The organism is Paenibacillus sp. sgz302191 (assembly GCF_057749925.1).
In genome coordinates, this window is the sequence record NZ_JBYLHY010000023.1 from 14,800 (window position 1) to 32,267 (window position 17,468).

11 protein-coding genes are annotated in these 17,468 nt (G+C 52.0%); 4 read left to right on the plus strand and 7 right to left on the minus strand.

The window, feature by feature from the left end; genetic code table 11:
- Positions 1-274 precede the first annotated feature (274 nt).
- Together AC3G2T_RS26565 and AC3G2T_RS26570 are read left to right on the plus strand one after the other, a co-directional pair.
- Positions 275-1,717: a C39 family peptidase gene (locus AC3G2T_RS26565; protein ID WP_488437477.1), complete on the plus strand. Its 1,443-nt coding sequence runs from the start codon at positions 275-277 to the stop codon at positions 1,715-1,717.
- 72 nt (positions 1,718-1,789) lie between these two features.
- On the plus strand, positions 1,790-2,611 hold the full coding sequence (locus tag AC3G2T_RS26570; protein ID WP_488437478.1) for a polysaccharide deacetylase family protein: 822 nt from the start codon (positions 1,790-1,792) through the stop codon (positions 2,609-2,611).
- A 79-nt stretch (positions 2,612-2,690) separates the two neighbouring features.
- Here AC3G2T_RS26570 and AC3G2T_RS26575 read toward each other — a convergent pair whose 3' ends face one another.
- From AC3G2T_RS26575 to AC3G2T_RS26590, 4 genes are all read right to left on the minus strand, one after another.
- Positions 2,691-2,927: an AbrB/MazE/SpoVT family DNA-binding domain-containing protein gene (locus AC3G2T_RS26575; protein WP_488437479.1), complete on the minus strand. Its 237-nt coding sequence runs from the start codon at positions 2,925-2,927 to the stop codon at positions 2,691-2,693.
- A 221-nt stretch (positions 2,928-3,148) separates the two neighbouring features.
- Entirely contained in the window at positions 3,149-4,009 is an 861-nt protein-coding gene (locus tag AC3G2T_RS26580; RefSeq protein WP_474683558.1) for a transglutaminase family protein, read from the minus strand.
- Positions 4,006-4,965, minus strand: a complete 960-nt coding sequence (locus AC3G2T_RS26585; RefSeq protein WP_474683559.1) for an alpha-E domain-containing protein — start codon at positions 4,963-4,965, stop codon at positions 4,006-4,008. The genes AC3G2T_RS26580 and AC3G2T_RS26585 overlap by 4 nt, the downstream gene beginning before the upstream one ends.
- Before the next feature lie 51 nt (positions 4,966-5,016).
- Positions 5,017-6,471, minus strand: a complete 1,455-nt coding sequence (locus AC3G2T_RS26590) for a circularly permuted type 2 ATP-grasp protein (protein WP_488437480.1) — start codon at positions 6,469-6,471, stop codon at positions 5,017-5,019.
- A gap of 380 nt (positions 6,472-6,851) precedes the next feature.
- Here AC3G2T_RS26590 and AC3G2T_RS26595 point away from each other — a divergent pair, with 380 nt between their 5' ends.
- Together AC3G2T_RS26595 and AC3G2T_RS26600 are read left to right on the plus strand one after the other, a co-directional pair.
- Complete coding sequence (locus tag AC3G2T_RS26595) at positions 6,852-9,059, plus strand: methyl-accepting chemotaxis protein (protein WP_488437481.1); 2,208 nt, start codon at positions 6,852-6,854, stop codon at positions 9,057-9,059.
- Between the two features lie 153 nt (positions 9,060-9,212).
- Positions 9,213-9,752 (plus strand): hemerythrin domain-containing protein, encoded by a 540-nt coding sequence (locus AC3G2T_RS26600; protein ID WP_474683562.1) that lies wholly within the window; start codon positions 9,213-9,215, stop codon positions 9,750-9,752.
- A 1,573-nt stretch (positions 9,753-11,325) separates the two neighbouring features.
- On the opposite strand, the gene trhO is transcribed toward AC3G2T_RS26600, so the two are convergent.
- From trhO to AC3G2T_RS26615, 3 genes are all read right to left on the minus strand, one after another.
- Positions 11,326-12,231: an oxygen-dependent tRNA uridine(34) hydroxylase TrhO gene (trhO, locus tag AC3G2T_RS26605; RefSeq protein WP_474683563.1), complete on the minus strand. Its 906-nt coding sequence runs from the start codon at positions 12,229-12,231 to the stop codon at positions 11,326-11,328.
- Positions 12,232-12,306: 75 nt separating this feature from the next.
- The gene (locus AC3G2T_RS26610; protein WP_474683564.1) at positions 12,307-13,374 is read right to left on the minus strand and encodes a PAS domain-containing protein; all 1,068 of its coding nucleotides are present in this window, start codon (positions 13,372-13,374) and stop codon (positions 12,307-12,309) included.
- A 175-nt stretch (positions 13,375-13,549) separates the two neighbouring features.
- A complete protein-coding gene (locus AC3G2T_RS26615) occupies positions 13,550-17,347 on the minus strand; it encodes a response regulator (protein ID WP_474683565.1) in 3,798 nt (1,265 codons plus the stop codon).
- Between the last annotated feature and the right edge of the window lie 121 nt (positions 17,348-17,468).

The following is a 17,468-nucleotide window of genomic DNA, read 5'->3' on the forward strand; positions in this document are numbered from 1 at the left end:
TTTAATCTACCTTTGGACACAGCTGGTCCGGACCCGTTCGTTCTATACGATGGGGCTGGATCAGCTGTGTCATTTTACATGCCCACTTCCATGGAGTTTTTCCTTCATATTTCCTGCTTTGCTAACTATTAATTCAAATTATGATTCCCAAAAGGAGAAATTTGTATTATTATGTAGAACGTATAGTTCTATTAGCCTAATTTTGCAGTAAAAGTGAATTGCTTCTTTGGCATTATGCTTTCCAATTTTTTTATGGGCACTTGAGGAGACCGGCATGTTTAAAAAAATTATCATTTTAGTTATGTTAACTCTTTTTCTCCCTGCAAACCAAGAAACGCAAGCAGCCGAGCGATTGTTTATGATAAATGACGTGCAAGTAGAGTCGCAATTTCCGGAACTGCCGTCCGGATGCGAGATAACCGCTGCTACAATGTTATTGAACTATTTTGGAGCTTCTGTTGCGAAAACGGATATAGCGGATTTATTGCCAAAAGGCCGGATGCCAGGAGTAGTTAATAATTCTTATGTCGGTGGCAATCCGAATGAAGTATTTGTCGGGAATCCGTATTCTACGATAGGCTATGGCGTGTACGAAACACCGATTTTGAAAATCATTGATCGCTATTTCCCAGGCAAAGCGAAAAACTTGACAGGCCATTCTTTTGATGAGCTGCTTGCTGCAGTTCGAGGGGGATCGCCTGTTGTGACTTGGGTAACCTTGGATTTAATGGCACCGGAAGAAGTTGACGCGTGGGTTGATTCCGAGGGCAATAGGATTCATTGGAACGGTCCGGAACATGCGATGCTGCTTGTTGGCTGGGATGATGATAACGGATATTTCAATGATCCCTACACCGGCAAACGCGTAGCATATAATCTTTGGGCTTTTAAAGATCGTTGGGAAAGCATGGGGAGCCGAGCGGTTACGCTGCTGCAAAATACGCCTTCGGTCACCGATTTAACATATGGAACTTATGAAACCGAAATAAGTATCGGTTCAAAAATTTCATTTCCAAACATCGTTGCCAATTATGACGACGGAGAGCAGGTAGATGTTACATCTTCTGTCCAGATCGCTTCCCGTGGTTCAATTATCGCTATAAACGATCAAACGATTAGAGGGATCTCCGAGGGGACAACTGAAATTGTTGTCAGCTACGCCGATAAATCGGTTTCATTGGGTATAAACGTGACTGAGGCGCCTGTTTTCAACGATATTAAGCATCACTGGGCATATGATACGATTCTTTGGTCGAATGAACATCAAATCGTTCAAGGATATCAAGACGGCTCTTTCAAGCCTGATAGTACCGTGAAGGAAGCCGAGTTTCTTGCTATGATCTTCCGCATGTATCCGGAAAGCATTAAAGCTCTTCACGTAAATCCTCCAGGCACTGCAATTTGGAGTGATATATATTATATGTATGCTAACAAGTATAATTTGGGACTTGATGGGGTTGATCGCGATCAAGTGATTAATCGCACAAAAGTGGCTACTATTGTTTCCGGATTGAATGGTAAAAATTTCAAAAATGAAGATTATGCAATTAAATTTTTACTTGATAACGGATATTCACAGGGGAAAACTTCGGCTACCGTTTCGGGATATGGGGGGAACCTTGGTTTAACCCGCGCTGAAGCGCTGCAACTCCTAAGAAATCTGCAAGATAAAGGTTTTACAACGTTACAATCGCGGCCTAATTCGAGACATTCATAAAACAATAGGATTGGAATGGGTATTCAGAGTGCAAGCTGAGGAAAAATCCACCATGTTTGGCAGGTAATTACAATGAAATCATTTTTTAAAGCATTCATTATTTTAGTTGTATGTTGTATATCTCTTGCTGGTTGTGTAGAAGAAACAATTTCTATTAAATCTTCCCCCGATCAGGTTAATGCCGTATCTTTGGAACCTTCGAGTTCGCCACCGATCCAAGTTCCGGAAACTTTACCAACAGATAGTACTACAGGTCAACATGTAACTGCTATAGAGGAATCGGCAGGTTCAGGGGCCATAAAGCAAACGAAGCTATCGACTTTAAAACCGGTCTATTCCGTAGGTAAAGGCAGCGTTGCTATTACTATAGACGATGGTCCGACCAAGCATACCGAGAAGCTTCTCAAAGTGTTAAGAGAGCAAAATGTCCATGTCACATTTTTCTTATTGGGACAAAATGTAAAGACCTATCCGGAAGCTGTAACAAAAGCTGTACATGAGGGACACGTCGTGGGTTTCCACTCCAATACCCATCCCCAAATGACGAAAATGACGTATGATGAGCAAAAAAACGAATTTGATAAAGGGCTGGCCGCACTCAGGAAGTGGGATACGTCACCAATAACTTTATTTCGACCGCCGTATGGCTCTTATAATAATGACACCAAGCTTATCACAGAAGAAAACCAAATGAAAATGGTATTATGGAATGAAGATCCGGAGGACTGGTCGACAACTAACTCTGCAAAGATTGCAAAGAAAGTGTTATCCCAAGTGAAATCGGGCAGTATTATTGTACTGCATGATAATCCTGCTACGATTGCCGCACTCCCGGCCGTGATAAAAGGAATCAAAAGTAAAGGGTTCAAATTGATCACGATTCCGGACCAGTGACTTATAACGAAGAAACGAGAAGCATTAATGAATAACGAAAAAGAACCGCGGGACGCAAACTCCCCCGCGGTTCTTTCGTTTATACAATTTCGTCGATACAACTGCTGCAAACCAGTTTTCCTTTAAAATACGTCATGTTCTCGAAATTGCCGCAAAAGATGCAAGCGGGCATGTATTTTTTCAGCGTAATTCTTTCAGGGTCGACGTAAACCTCGATCGCGTCTCCGATCTCGATGTGCAGCGTGCGGCGCAGCTCAATCGGCAGTACGATACGGCCCAGTTCGTCTACTTTTCTGACGATTCCCGTGGATTTCATGCAAGTTCCTCCTTCCTGTGGCGTAAAAATCGTCGAACGACAAGTACTGCTACTCATATTCCACATTTAAGGGGAGATTCCTTTAAATAGGCAAATTTTTTTTGACGGCTGGGGAAAAGAAGGGGGGGATGAAGCGGGGCGGTATCGGGAGATCAATGAGGAAGCGGGGGAAAGATGAGGAAAGGAGAGGGAGAGAGGTATGTGAAGAAGGAAGGAGAGGATTAATCGACCAGCCGCACGTCGACCATTACGTCAAGCTGCTGCCCGCCTGTGCCGCGGTAAACGCCTTTTACCGGCACGATGTCATTGTAATCCCGGCCGTGCCCCAGCTTGACGTAGCGCCAGTTGACTTCGCAATTGTTCGTCGGATCGTAGCCGAACCAGCCTGTGCCCGGGATCAGGCATTCCACCCAGGCGTGGGACGCCTGCGTAAAGTTGCTGCTGCCGCCTTGCAAATCGCCTACAAAATGGTAGCCGCTCACGTAGCGGGCGGGAATTCCTTTGTGCCGGCAGATCGCGATCATCAAATGGGAGTAGTCCTGGCAGACACCACGTTTGATGCGCAGCATTTCACCTACCGTCGTCTGTACGCTGGTCGCCGACGGGTCGTAGGTGAAGTCCTTGTAAATCGTCGAGTTGATGCTTTGAATCAGCTCGCAGGCGCTCAGTCCTTTATCGTCAATGGCGTCGGAATAAGCTTGAATCTCGCCCGACAGCTCGGTGTAGCCGGTTTGCAGCAAATATTCGGCATATTGGTCTTGAAAAGTGTCGCTCAACAGCAGTTCCTTCTCTTCGTCCGAAGCAAGCTCGTCGGATCGGACATTGTCATTATCGTGGGTGACCACCGTGGATACCATCTTGATAACGAGCTCGCGGTGCGCCTGATTGACGGTAAAGGCATGCACGCGGTTGTAAAAATAGTCCTCATAAGTAAACAGCGATGAAACGGGCTCGGTCGCAATCGTATGATGGTAGCAGGATTGACGGTAATTGGTGCGGGGCGTCAGCCTGATTTCATTGACACTGTCCTGCACTTCTTCCGCGTAGGAGTAGCGTGTAATGTGGGTGATCTCGAGCTTCATGCGATAACCTCCTCGCGAGGGGGGAAAAAGACTTTGGACATGCGGGAGCCGATCAGATTGCACGATTCCAGCAGTGCGTTCAGGGTCAACTCCAATTTGCCGGTTTTCATCTCCTCGTCGTCCATGCAGTCCAGTGTGGCCTTTACTTTGCCGGCAAGTTTGGCAAGCTTCTGGATCGCCTCGCTAAGGGCGGACTCTTCCTCTTCGATGGAGCGCAGCGCACTTTCCAGCGCATTAAAGGAAAAGCTGACGGAACGCGGAAACGCTTCGCTGAGCATCAAGTATTTGACGATGTGGGCCGGGCTGACGGTGTCCGCATAGACGCGGCGGAACGCTTCGTAGCCGCTGACCGATTTGAGCACCGACAGCATGAGCGGATAGGAGCACGGCTCCTCTGCGGCGTAGACGGTGCAAAGCGATTTGAGCAGCCGCAGCGTATTTTCCGCACGTTCGAGGTAGCGTCCGGCTTCGATGAAAAACCACTCGTTCTCCCTGGGCATGATCGACACGGCCGCGCCCTGGAACATGGACAGCGAATCCCGGATGTTCCGGTAAAAAAGATGCGGCGAATCCGCGGTTATGTCCCGCACTTCTTTTTCTTTTAACCACAGGTACAGACCGTTCAAAATGTCCCACAGCTCCGCCGGCATTCTCTCGCGAATCGTGCGCAGATTGGCGCGGGTGTGATTCGTGCATGCCAGCAGCGAGTTGGTGTTGCTTTTATCGAGCGTGGTGTATTGCAGCACATGGCTCTCGGTGAAGCTGCCGTACTGCTCCATGAATACCCGGCGGTCGCCGATCGTATCGATCAGCCTGCGCCATGACTCGCCGTCCGCCTTTTCTTTTTCTTCGCGGATGTGATAGTACACATCGATGAACCTGGCATGATTTTCCGTTCGTTCCGAATACCGGCCAACCCAAAATAAAGCCTCTGCCGTACGACCCATCATCACCATATCCCACAGCCTCCCGTCTATATTTTTATCCGGATTTCTTGTTTGCTTTCGTTACTGCATAACCCATGTGTCCTTGCAACCGCCGCCCTGCGAAGAGTTGACGACGAGCGAGCCTTCCTTCAAAGCGACGCGTGTCAATCCGCCGGGAATGACCTGCGTGTCTTCTCCGTTTATGACAAAGGCGCGAAGATCGATATGCCGTGGAACCATATTCCCGTCAGCCATAACCGGCGCTCTCGAGAGCTGAATCGTGGGCTGGGCGATATAGCGGTCAGGCTGTTCCTTGATTTTCAAAGCAAACTCGGCGATTTCGCGGTCGGTGGCCGTCGGGCCGATCAACATGCCGTAACCGCCGGATAAGGACGTTTCCTTGACGACCATTTGATCCAGGCGACCGAGAACGTCTTCCCGTTCCTCGGGTCTTGAGAGCACGTAGGTCGGCACGTTGTTCAAGATCGGCTGCTCATTTAAATAGTAGCGGATCATGTCCGGCACGTAAGCGTAGATCGCCTTATCGTCCGCTACGCCCGTGCCCGGCGCATTGACGATATTGATATTGCCGGCGCGGTAGGCATTCATAATGCCGGCGACACCGAGCATGGAGCTTGGATTGAAGGCCAGCGGGTCCAAAAAATCATCGTCGATTCTCCGGTAAATGACATCGATCTGGCGAAGGCCGTTCATCCCGCGAATGTACACTTTATGATCGATGACGGTCAGATCGTTGCCTTCTACAAGCTCGATCCCCATTTGCTGCGCGAGGAAAGTGTGCTCGAAATAGGCGGAGTTGTAGCACCCCGGAGTCAAGAGTCCGATGACCGGATCCGCTTTCCCGGAAGGGCTCAGCCTCCGCAATGCCGACAAAAACACGTTCAGGCTGTGCTCGATATCTTGAATGGAATGGCTGAATACGAGCTCCGGAAACAGGTGCGTCATAATCGACCTGCTTTTGTACAAATAGGAGAAGCCGGAAGGCGACCGGAGATTGTCTTCGAGTACGAAATATTCCCCCTTTTCATCGCGGATCAAATCGATGCCGGAGACGGTGATATAGACGTCGTTCGGTACGGACAGCCGCATCATCTCCGGCCGGAAGTACCGGTTGGAGAGCACCATTTTCCGCGGGATAATGCCTTCTTTCAATATTTCCTGATGATGATAAATATCTTTTATAAACATGTTCAAAGCTTTGACGCGCTGGTGGAGTCCCTTCTCGAGCCGGGACCATTCGTCTTTCGGGATGATGCGGGGAATCGGGTCAAACGGAATCGTCCGTTCGAGAGGTTCTGTCTGATCAGGGCTGTACAGCGTAAAAGTAATGCCCTCTTCCATCATCCGCTTCATGGTAGCCGATTGCCGTTTGCTCAGGCTGCCGGCTTTCATGGCCATAAACTGGCGGTACACGCTTTGATAATGTTTGCGTACCGAGTAGGAGCTAATGAACATTTCATCGAAAAAAGGGTTGGGATCATAGGGGTTGGTGACGAGATCTACGGGTTTGGACATGTGGCCCCCTGGTTTCTAGGCGTGCTTTCGGAATCGGTGGCCTTTCTAATAAATGGGCCCGAAGCAGAAACCAGGCCTCCTTTCCGAAAAAAAGTTGAAGTTATGTTGTGTTGTGTAATCTCACATGATGTTCTGAAAAAACTTTGATTTTTCTTTCATTTTAGATATTTCAGAAAATTATGTCAATATACCTGTCATAACTATTTGTCGACAAAAAACGAACTGTTTCGGGATATCAGTAAAATTCAGTTGATGTCAAGGGGGAATATTACTTATTCCAGGTAATTCCTGCTTGATTTCAGTCGAATTCAGCATTAAAATGTCGGATAAAGAATGTTAAATAAAGTCACATTTTATGTGAATAAAAAGGGGATGGATCTATGTTCGATTGGCTGGGATTTGGAAAAGGGCTGCCTTTGTGGTGGTCTTATCGTTTAAACCGCCACCTTAAGGAAGATGTAGAGCACATTTTCGAGGGGATCGCTCAAACCCGTATGCAAATTTTGCAAAGCTGGGCGGAAGAGTATTGGTCTTATTTGGCCCGGTTGAACGAACAATTGTCGGAGCAGCAAGCTTGGCCTGGTCAGCTTAAGCAGAGCGATCCGCTTGTTGGGCGTCTGTTTGCGGCAGCGCTCAAGAGAGGCGTTCATTTTTCGGAGCTGTTTGTGCTGGACGACCGGGATACCGTCGTGTATTCCACGCATGCGGCTCATGTTGGAACCGCTTATTCGGGAGAGGGCGTCCTGTCGCCGGGTCTTGGGGAGTCGCGCCGGAACAGGAAATGTTTGTTCGGGCCTTATTCGGATCCATGGACGAAAAAAATCGGTCCAAGCACCTCGGCTTTTCATGATGCGATGACGTTGCTTTACATTGTACCCGTAGTCGCCGACGGCGTATGGAGAGGGGCGTTGTGCGGCCGCGTTCCTAACGATGTGTTGGGCGACTTGATTCAGCGGGAGTCCGGACATGTGTACCCCGATTCGGGGGATAATTATATTTTTATGGCAAAACCGGGTTTAAATAGGCATATCGCCCCGGGAACGGCGCTGTCGAGAAGCCGATTCGAAGATTTGACGTTTACGCACGGAGATAATTTAAAGGATGGCGTACGGACGGATTTTGGCGTTGTCAGCGTGAAGGAGCATACCGAGCTGGAACTGGTCTTTACCGATCCGGCTACCGGTGAGCTTCATCCGGGCGTGGCCGGGACGATCGAGAATGGAAGTCATTTGTTTGTGGAATTTCCGGGCTATTCCGATTACCGTCACATTCCCGTTATCGGCAAGGGGGTCACTTTTCAGCTGCCTCACTGCCCCGATGTGTGGGGGATGATGTGCGAGGGCGATCTTGAAGAAGTGTACCGGTTCCGCAGCATCGATTGGAAAATACTGCGTTTGCAGATCGGCTTCATCCTCGGGTTCGTACTGCTGTCGGCGGCTTCTTTTGCGCTGCTGGGCGGCCGGGTGCCCGCATGGAGCGGGGCGGGAATGACCGTAGCAGCCGGCTTGCTGTACGGCGTCATCGGCGTCCGTCTGCTGCAAAAGCGGGGGATACAGCCGGTCGCGCGGCAGTTGGAACGAATCAACCGCTTCATCCGCATCAACGCGGAAGGCGGCGGGGATTTGACGCAGCGGCTGCAGGCGGAGAAGTTCCCCGGTGACGAAACGCGGGAAATCGCCAAATGGATCAATAATTTGATCGATTCCCTGGAAGGCATTATGCTGCAGGTGAAACAGGCCGCAATGGACGTGCGGGAAAGCCAGGAGCACTTGAGCGACTCGGCCGGATCGACGGAAGATTCGGCGCAGCGGATGAGCGGCAAAATTCACGATATGATCCGCTCGCTGCTCAGCCAGCTCCAGGACATCGACGTCGCCAAAGATGTCTCGCGGAATATGAGCGGCACGCTCCGCGAGCTGGAGCGGCAAGCTTCCGGGCAAATCGCCGTCGCCCGGGAAGAGGTCGGCCGGATCGGCGGGAAGATGGATCACATTTCGCAGAAAGTGGCCGAGACGAACGGTACGATTCAGACGTTTTTACAGACGACGCAGGAAATTCCGAAGCTGCTCCAAGTCATTGAGGAGATTTCGGCGCAGACGAATCTGCTTTCGCTGAACGCTTCGATCGAAGCGGCGAGAGTGGGCGAGCACGGCAAAGGCTTCGCCGTCGTGGCCGGCGAGATCCGCAAGCTGGCCGATCTGACGAAGCAGTCCACGGCGCAAATCAACGAGACGATTGAGCGTATCGAGCAGCATGCCCAAGAAGCCTTCATATCGATGGAGGAAGGCACGAGGGTCGTTGCCGAAGGCACGCAAATGGTTGCGGCGGCTTCGGAAATATTGAGCGGCACGAACGCGCACGACACGATGAAAACGCAGGTGGTCGACGAAGTCGTGGCGCTTATGGAGCGGGTCGCGGACGTGAGCATCGAGAACCGCCAAATATCCGCGGAAGTCGAGCGCACGGTGCGGGAGCTTTTGAGCGATATGCATCATGTTCGCCATACGACAGGCACGGTGGGCACGATCACGCAGTCCTTGCTGCTGCTGGTCAACCAGTTCCGGTTAACGGAAAACCGGCTGCGATAACATGTGGTCGACCGACCGTCGTCATGCAGCGCAGCGCCGTGCACTGGGAGCTGTGCGCGGTGCGATAAATCGGATTCTTTCGAATGTAAGCTGGCTGTAGCCGCATACAATGGTAACAGCGAGTCAGTCAGCCATTTACAAGGAGGAAATCTGATGGAAAACCGTCCGGGCGCTCAAGCCAATCTACAATACGCTGCGCCTCTCGCCAACTTGCGGGCTATCGTGGAACGTCTGCAAACGGAGCACGCGCAAATGCGCGGCCGGCTCACGGAAATCCGCGTCATGGCGGTTTCGCTTTACTCTCTTCAAGACTGCTCCGTCGGCATGTGCAAGCTGATTGAGCTGCAGGACCGGATCCTCTGCCTGGTCGAGGATTTGGAGCAGCATTCGGAATGGGAGGAGCGGGAGCTGTTTCCGCTGCTGCAGTCTTACTTTCACCGGGCAAAAGCCTTCTCCATCGCGCGGTCGATCATCGTGCTTGAGCAGGATCATGATTTGGCCAAAGAGGTTGTCCGTTCTTACGTCGACGGGGTGAATGCGATGAAAGTGCCCATCGATCTCGAATTTTTGCACTTCATGACGGCGGAGTTGATCAAAGCGTGCCTCCTTTTGCTCAAGCATTTCAGCTTGGAGGAGGAGTTCGTCTATCCGCTCGCGGAGCAAATTCTAACGGAATCGGAACGATCCGGCTAGGGGGTATCGAGGGGGGACTGCCGCCATGCGGCGGCACTGCAACGCGCGAGCGGGCCTGGCGGGTGCGGATAACCACTCCCCGCGCCAAGCCGATGCCGACTGCATGCCGAAAACGCGCTCGTCCGCATCCGCCACCACTGGCAACAGGTCGACCGCCGTTACACGGCGGCGCTGCAATGCGCGCTGGGAGCTGTGTGCGGCGCGTTCCGAAAAACCCGCGGAGAAACCCACACGCATCCGCGCCAGCCGATCGCATAATATGCCTGGTTGCGCGAAGAAAACCTGCAAAAGTGCAGTTTTTGCTCGATGGATGCGCCGGCCACGACAAATTCCTGCAATTGTGCAGGTTTTTCGCCGCGAACATGGGCTCAGGCTCATTTTGAGCGAAAATTCCTGCACAATTGCAGGCTTTTCGCCCCAATGAGCTACTTTTACGAAAAAAACCTGCACTTTTGCAGGCTTTCGGCATGCAAAGCCGTTTCGTGTGCGGCTGTGCCAAGTCAGGCGGCTCAACGAAACATTCTAGATGTGGAGAAACCCACACGCCGACACGCCAGAGCCCGTCGCATAATATACCTGGTTGCGCGAAGAAAACCTGCAAAAGTGCAGTTTTTGCTCGATAGATGCGCCGACCACGACAAATTCCTGCAAATGTGCAGGTTTTTCGCCGCGAACATGGGCTCAGGCTCATTTTGAGCGAAAATTCCTGCACAATTGCAGGCTTTTCGCCCCAATGAGCTACTTTTACGAAAAAAACCTGCACAATTGCAGGCTTTCGGCATGCAAAGCCGTTTCGTGTGCGGCTGTGCCAAGTCAGGCGGCACAACGAAACATTCTACATGTGGAGAAACCCACACGCCGACACGCCAGAGCCAGTCGCATAATATGCCTGGTTGCGCGAAGAAAACCTGCAAAAGTGCAGTTATTGCTCGATGGATGCGCCGGCCACGACAAATTCCTGCAAATGTGCAGGCTTTTCGCCGCGAACATGGGCTCAGGCTCATTTTGAGCGAAAATTCCTGCACAATTGCAGGCTTTTCGCCCAAATGAACCGTTATTACGGAAAAAACCTGCACTTTTGCAGGCTTTCGGCATGCCAAGCCGTTTCGTGAACAGTTCCGCCAAGTCAGACGGCTCAACGAAACATTCCACGCCTTTGCTTACCTTGTCCTAGGTGGGGGCAGCCCTTACCGGCTGAGCCAAGAGAGTCAGGCGCCTATGCCGGTGACTCAGCAGTGTGTGACAGCCCTTACCGGCTGAGCCAAGAGAGTCGGGCGCCTATGCCGGTGACTCAGCAGTGTGTGACAGCCCTTACCGGCTGAGCCAAGAGAATCGGGCGCCTACCCCCGGCGACTCAGCAGTGTGTGGCAGCCCTTACTGGCTGCGCCAAGAGAGAGCCGCGCCCATCCCGGCGACTCAGCAGCGGGGGCAGCCCAATCCGGCTGCGCCAACGGAGAGCCGTGCCGATCCCGCCGGTCACCCAGCGGGCTTCCGGCTGCACGGCCGGCGGCTACGGCCTGCCCGCCGCCGAAAAAAAAGGTGGAGCAGAATAACCTTCTGCTCCACCTTTATGTTACGCTTCCATGCGGGCAAGCGTCGCTTCTTCGCATTCCTTGGAGCAGAAGCGGTTGTGCTCCTCCTCGCACTCTTCGCAGCAAATGTGCTGCAAGTGGCAGTAGTCGTTGGCGCAGTTGATGTAGCGGTCTTCGGGTTTGCCGCAATGATAGCAGCGCCCGATGACGACATCTTCGTCCGTGCGGTTGATCGGCACGGAAATGCGCTCGTCGAACACGTAGCATTTGCCGTCGAACAGGCGGCCCTGCACTTCCGGGTCATGGCCGTAGCTGACGATGCCGCCGTCAAGCTGGTACACTTCCGTGAAGCCTTCCTTGAGCAGGAAGCCGGACAGCTTCTCGCAGCGGATGCCGCCGGTGCAATAAGTAAGAATCGGCTTGTCCTTGAATTCCTGCAGGTTGTCGCGGATCCACTCCGGGAATTCCTTTGTGGTCTCGACATCAGGCCGGATCGCTCCCCGGAAATGGCCGATATCGTACTCGTAGTTGTTGCGGCCGTCGAGCACGATGACGTCTTCCTGCTGCAGCTTTTCGTAAAATTGTTTGGGCTTCAAGTGGACGCCTGTCAAATCGTTCGGGTTTACGTCTTCTTCCAGACGGAACGTAACGAGCTCCTTCTTGGGGCGCACGAATATTTTTTGAAAAGCGTGCTTGTCGCTTTCGTCTATTTTGAAGACGATGTCCCGGAACAGCGGGATTTGGCGCATCATCCGCATGTAAGCCTCGGTCTGTTCGACCGTGCCCGAAAGCGTGCCGTTGATTCCTTCCGAGGCAATCAGGATGCGTCCTTTGACCCCAAGCTTTTTGCAGTAAGCCAAATGTTCTTTGGCCAGCGCTTCGGGATCGGGAACGGTGACGAATTTATAATATAACAAGATTCGATATGGCGCGTTCGTTGTTGTCATGATTAACCACCTATACGTATTTATTGCATGCTTGTAAAATGCATATGATAATAGTGACACAAATCGGCATATATTTCAATCGAGTTTCATTACCATGTAAAGTCCGATGATTTTATTGTTGTTCCATATCGGAATCATGGAAATCCGGCAAAAATGCCTGTCCCCGTTTTTGCGCAGAAGCTTGCTGTCAAAAGACCGCGAGATTCCCGTAAACCCGTGGTAACATTGCTCTAATGCCGCTGTCGTCTGATCGGAGCTTATGATGCTCGTGATGGATTGGCCGATCAGCTCGTCGGGCCTGTAGCCGCAAAGTGCCAACATGGAATGGTTGAGATAGGAGATTCGCGCCAATTGATCGAGGCGGAAAACCGCGTCAGGATTGGTTGCCGAATCAGGTTCATCGACCAAGTCTGCGGGCAATTGCGGCTGATCGAGGGTCCGGTAAGCACCGGCATTCGATAGCTTCATAAGCATAAGCAGCACCGCCAACTCCACGGTAAATGCGACGTAATAAGCCGATTCCCCGCCGTTAAGACGTAGAAACGAAAGCTTGGTCAAGACCGGGAACATGCTGAGCGCCGCTCCGCAGATGCAGCTTAACAGCACGATCATGCCGATGCCGGGCGGATGCTGTCCGATCAGAAGGCGCAGGAAGCGAAAGAGCATGTAGACCACGGCTGCAGCTATCATGAGCGAAGACAAGGTTAGGACGGGATTCCACATAATTAAATCGGGATACATAGCCCAATAGCTGATCCCGTCAAACAGTAAAGCGCTTCCGGCGAGCATGAAGCTGCAGCCGAAAGACGCCGCTGCTGCGTCTTGCCCGGTTTTGTATGCGGCCATGTGCATCAATAGCATGGTATAAGCGAGAATACAAGCGAAATATACGCTGTGCAGCAGATCCGAATGAGCGGCGGTTTGCGGAACCGCAACTGCGCTTGCGGTGTGGGAGAGCCAATAGGAAAAGCCGACGGCCGCGAAGCTGCCCCACTTCATGTATGTCCGGTTGACGGTGCCAAGCGAAGAACGGTCGACGACCAGGTAAAAAAAAGTAAACAGGAAGCAGCTGATTACAGAAATCAAAAAAGACAGCAAGGCATGCACGCATTGCAGTTGAAATATTGAGATTGTCGTAAGCAAGCGCTTCCCTCATTCCCGAATAAAATACCCTGATAGTTTATTAGTTCTTTTAGACTATGAGGGTAATTTGATTATAGGCGGAAGTTTTCGCGAAATGTGTCGAAATTTGTAGGAACGCTGAAAAAACTTGGTTAAACTAGTTAATTAGTTCTATTTATGCATGGAACATACTGTTTTATCTTGTTTTCATCATTTCTATGGCTTGAAACAACTCGCTCATTTCGTCCGCAAAGGTTTGCAGCTTCAGCAAAAGCGCCGGCCCTTCGCTCTCCGCCGCATTCGCAAGCGCGGTCTCCAGCTCGCTGGCCGTCTGCAATACACGGTTTGCCGAGATGTTCCCGGCCGCTCCCCGCAAAGTATGCAGCGCCCGCAACGCTTCCGGGTAACGGTTGGATTGAATCATCGATTGCAGCTGCGGCACCGCATCGGTGAATTGATCATGGAATTTGTCCAGCATGTGGCGATAGAGATATTCCCGCCCGCCTAATCGTTCGAGTGCTTGCCCGGTATCGAGACAAGCTTCAAAGTGAGGCCGCTGCGGAGCGGTATCCGGCAAGTTTTTCGGGTAGTCTTCGGGAGTCTGCTTGTCCTTCGCCAAATAGCGGTCGATGACTTCAAACAGACTGTCGGGATGAATCGGCTTTGCAATTGCGTCGTTCATACCTGCCTGAAGGCACGCCTTGCGCTGTTCGTTCGTGGAATCGGCCGTAAGCGCGATGATCGGGATTGACCTGAGTTCCGGAAATTGCCGGATGAGCACGGTCGTCTCGATGCCGTCCAGAACAGGCATGTGTATATCCATCAATATGAGCGAGCAGGCGCCGTTGTACAACTGGTTGATGGCTTCGAATCCGTTGTTGGCAACCTGGACGGCGTAGCCTCTGTTCTCCAGCAGCGACCGGGCGACAATTTGATTGATCTCGTTATCTTCCACGATCAGAATGCGCTCCTCATTTTCCGCTTTGGCCTGCTTGCCCTCCGTCGTCTGCTCAACGGAGTCCACGGCGCCGGCGGCCGTTACAGTGTCGATCGCATGCTGCAAAGCCCTCAGGCTTACGGGCTTGACCAACACGGCGTCGGGTCTGGCCTCTTCCGGAAGCTGGGCGAGCGCATCGTGTCCTGCCAAGGACGTGTACAGAATCGTGCGGATGTTGTGACGGTCGCAGATGAATTTCATCTCCAACCATGCTTCTATTCCGTACATATCCGGCGCCTCCATGTCAAGGATCAGCAGATCGAGCGGGATTACGCCCGCCGCTTTCAACGCTTCGGTCCAGGAGGAAACGCCGGCCGCTTCTTCGCAAATCGAATGCAGCATGTTCACCAAAGTTTCCCGCAGCGCCGGCTCGTCTTCGGCGACGAGCGCTTTCACCGGGAGAAGCGGTGCAGCGGTTTCCTGCTGAGCGCAAAGCTCGAAAGGGATGCGCATCCGGAACTCGCTGCCCGCGCCGGGCTCGCTGCAGACGTCGAGGCTGCCGCCCATCTGTTCGATTAAATTTTTGCAGATGACAAGTCCCAGTCCGGTGCCTCCGAATCTGCGGCTTGTTGAACCGTCGGCCTGGGCAAAAGGCTGAAAGAGCTTCGTTAGCTGGGATTCGGGAATGCCTATGCCGGTATCGCTGACCGTAATAGCGAGCAGCACCTCGTCTTGGCCGGACTCCTGCCCGGACTCCTCGACCCCGATCCGCACGGTTATCGATCCTTCTTCGGTAAATTTAACCGCATTGCTGGTCAGATTGAGCAAAATTTGATAAATCCGCAGCGGATCGCCAACCAGGGTGGAAGGAACCTGCGGATCTACGCTGCAAATAAACTCGATCGGCTTGTTGCCGAGCAGGACGCTCAAAGTTTCGCAAATCCGGTCAAGCGTTTCCGCCAGCTGGAACGGAATGCGCTCGAAGGTCAGCTTGTCCGCTTCCATTTTGGAGAAATCGAGAATATCGTTAATGATTTGGGAGAGCGCCTGCGACGATGAAGCGATTTTGCCGACATAGTCTTTCTGAAGCGCGGACATGCCGGTACGCTCCAGCAAATACGTCAATCCCATAATCCCGTTTAGCGGAGTACGGATTTCGTGGCTCATGCGCGCAAGGAACATGCTCTTGGCCTGATTGGCCTCGTCGGCTTCCCGCTTGGCCCGGATAAGCTCTTCCTGCGAGCGCTTTTGATCCGTAATGTCCCGGGTGATCGCCGAGTAGTAATAGGCGCTTCCTTCCGTCGTAATGTGAGGAACAATAATAAGCGACATAAAAAGAGCGCGGTTATTCCTGGTCAAAAATTCAGCTTCAAACTCCCAAAAGCCTTGCTTGACGGCGAGAGCCAACCCTTCGTCAAAATCGACGCTGCACAAGATTTCCACGTAATGGCTGAAATGGCGCCGAACCGCCAGCTCTTCGTCGCCGATTTCGCAATATTTTTTGCCGGCCTGGTTCATGTACAAAATGTTGCCCTTCCGGTCAAAGGTGAGAATGATGTCGTGGGCGCTTTCCATAATAGCGAGCAGCCGCTCTTTCGTAGCCGTGCTTTCCTTGATTTCGCTGACGTCCCGGGCGATGCACACGTATCCTTTCAAGCTTCCGTCCGGATGTGTAATGACGCTGATGTTCGATTCCACATACAGGCGGCTGCCGTCCCTGCGGCGCCAGATCCATTCCGTATCCTCGCGCCGCCTGCGCAGCGATTTAATGACGAGCGCCGTACTGTCGGCAGGCACATGCTCGTTCAGCTCGGCCGAGTAGCGCGCGGCTCTGTCCTGAAGCTGCCCGTGGTCCAGCCACAGCGCAGGCGTCGCCTTTTTCACGACATCGGCGTACGAATAGCCGAGCATTTCCTCGGCCCGCTGATTGAAATGAAGAACGGTGAAGCAGGGATCGATCACGATCATCGCATACTGATTATGCCGGATAAAAGCCTCGAACGGCTCGAAAAGCTCCCGCAAGTTCTCGATCATTCCGTTCACCGAGTGGGCCAGCGCCCCGAGCTCGTCCTTGCTTTTGAAGAAAAGCGGCTTCATATAGAAATCTCCGTCGGCAACCGCCTCGGTAACGTGCAGGATTTGCAAAATGCGTTTGATAATGAGCGAATAGGCTGTCCAATAAATCAAACACGACAGGACAAGCTCGGTGAACACGATCAAGCCGACGGTCGTCCACAGCAGCGGCTCGGCCGGCGCTTCGAACGTGCTTTTGGGCACGGAATAGGCGAGGTACCAATCCAGTTTGGGCACGCGGGTATAAAAAAGGTGCATTTCGTTTTCGTCGAACGTGACGTTGAAAGAGCCGGAGTCATGGGACAGCATCTCTTTGAACTCGGGAGCTTTATCGGCGAGTGAGGTGAACAAGTTTCGCTTCAAAATCAACGAAGGCTGGGTATTGTACAGCATGAGCCCTTCGCGGTTGATCAGCAGATTTCGTCCGTTCAGCAAAGGCGGAACCAGATGCTGGCGGAACGTTGCCGCGGCGTCGAGCGAAATATCGACGATGCTGATCAATTGCTTCCGGTCGTTAAATACCGGTACGGTGATGCTGATGATGTAATCCCCTTTATTCGAGAAATAAGGGTCGGAGATGGACGTTTTGCCGGACATGGCGTCCGTGTAATATTTTTCTCCCCGAATATTCAGTACTTCGCCTGTAGTCAGCGTCAAATTGCCGGCAAGGTCGGCGATTCCCATCGAGTCGTAGCGTTCCCCGCCGGCCCGCAGCTCCTGGTTCAAAAAATCGAGCTGTTCCTTCAGCGTCCCCTGCTTCATTACGCTCATGCGGCTGATCAATTCAATCTCGGCCAGACGAATCGAAAGAAAGTCATACAAATTTTGCGCTGAATTTTTAACTGTGGAGAGCGATTGTTCTTCCAACTGCTGGATCAATCTGTCTCTGGACAGCTTGTAATTGGCGAAACCGACGATAAATAAAGATATGGAAGTAATGAGCACTAAGGCTGCAAGTAACTTGAAACGAAGCGAAGATGACATCGGCTGTCCCCCGAAAAAAATTAAGAATGGTTGTTGTATCAATTATATCCATTATAGCGGAATCATCAGGGGAACAGGCAGTCTAAATTTTCACGGCATGCAGAAGCGGCAAACGCGGACA

Coding starts and splice junctions, on each gene's coding strand:
- AC3G2T_RS26575 (WP_488437479.1), bottom strand. CDS start 2,927: ATGAAATCCACGGGAATCGTCAGAAAAGTAGACGAACTGGGCCGTATC.
- AC3G2T_RS26580 (WP_474683558.1), bottom strand. CDS start 4,009: ATGAAGCTCGAGATCACCCACATTACACGCTACTCCTACGCGGAAGAA.
- AC3G2T_RS26595 (WP_488437481.1), top strand. CDS start 6,852: ATGTTCGATTGGCTGGGATTTGGAAAAGGGCTGCCTTTGTGGTGGTCT.
- AC3G2T_RS26585 (WP_474683559.1), bottom strand. CDS start 4,965: ATGGTGATGATGGGTCGTACGGCAGAGGCTTTATTTTGGGTTGGCCGG.
- AC3G2T_RS26570 (WP_488437478.1), top strand. CDS start 1,790: ATGAAATCATTTTTTAAAGCATTCATTATTTTAGTTGTATGTTGTATA.
- trhO (WP_474683563.1), bottom strand. CDS start 12,231: ATGACAACAACGAACGCGCCATATCGAATCTTGTTATATTATAAATTC.
- AC3G2T_RS26600 (WP_474683562.1), top strand. CDS start 9,213: ATGGAAAACCGTCCGGGCGCTCAAGCCAATCTACAATACGCTGCGCCT.
- AC3G2T_RS26590 (WP_488437480.1), bottom strand. CDS start 6,471: ATGTCCAAACCCGTAGATCTCGTCACCAACCCCTATGATCCCAACCCT.
- AC3G2T_RS26565 (WP_488437477.1), top strand. CDS start 275: ATGTTTAAAAAAATTATCATTTTAGTTATGTTAACTCTTTTTCTCCCT.
- AC3G2T_RS26615 (WP_474683565.1), bottom strand. CDS start 17,347: ATGTCATCTTCGCTTCGTTTCAAGTTACTTGCAGCCTTAGTGCTCATT.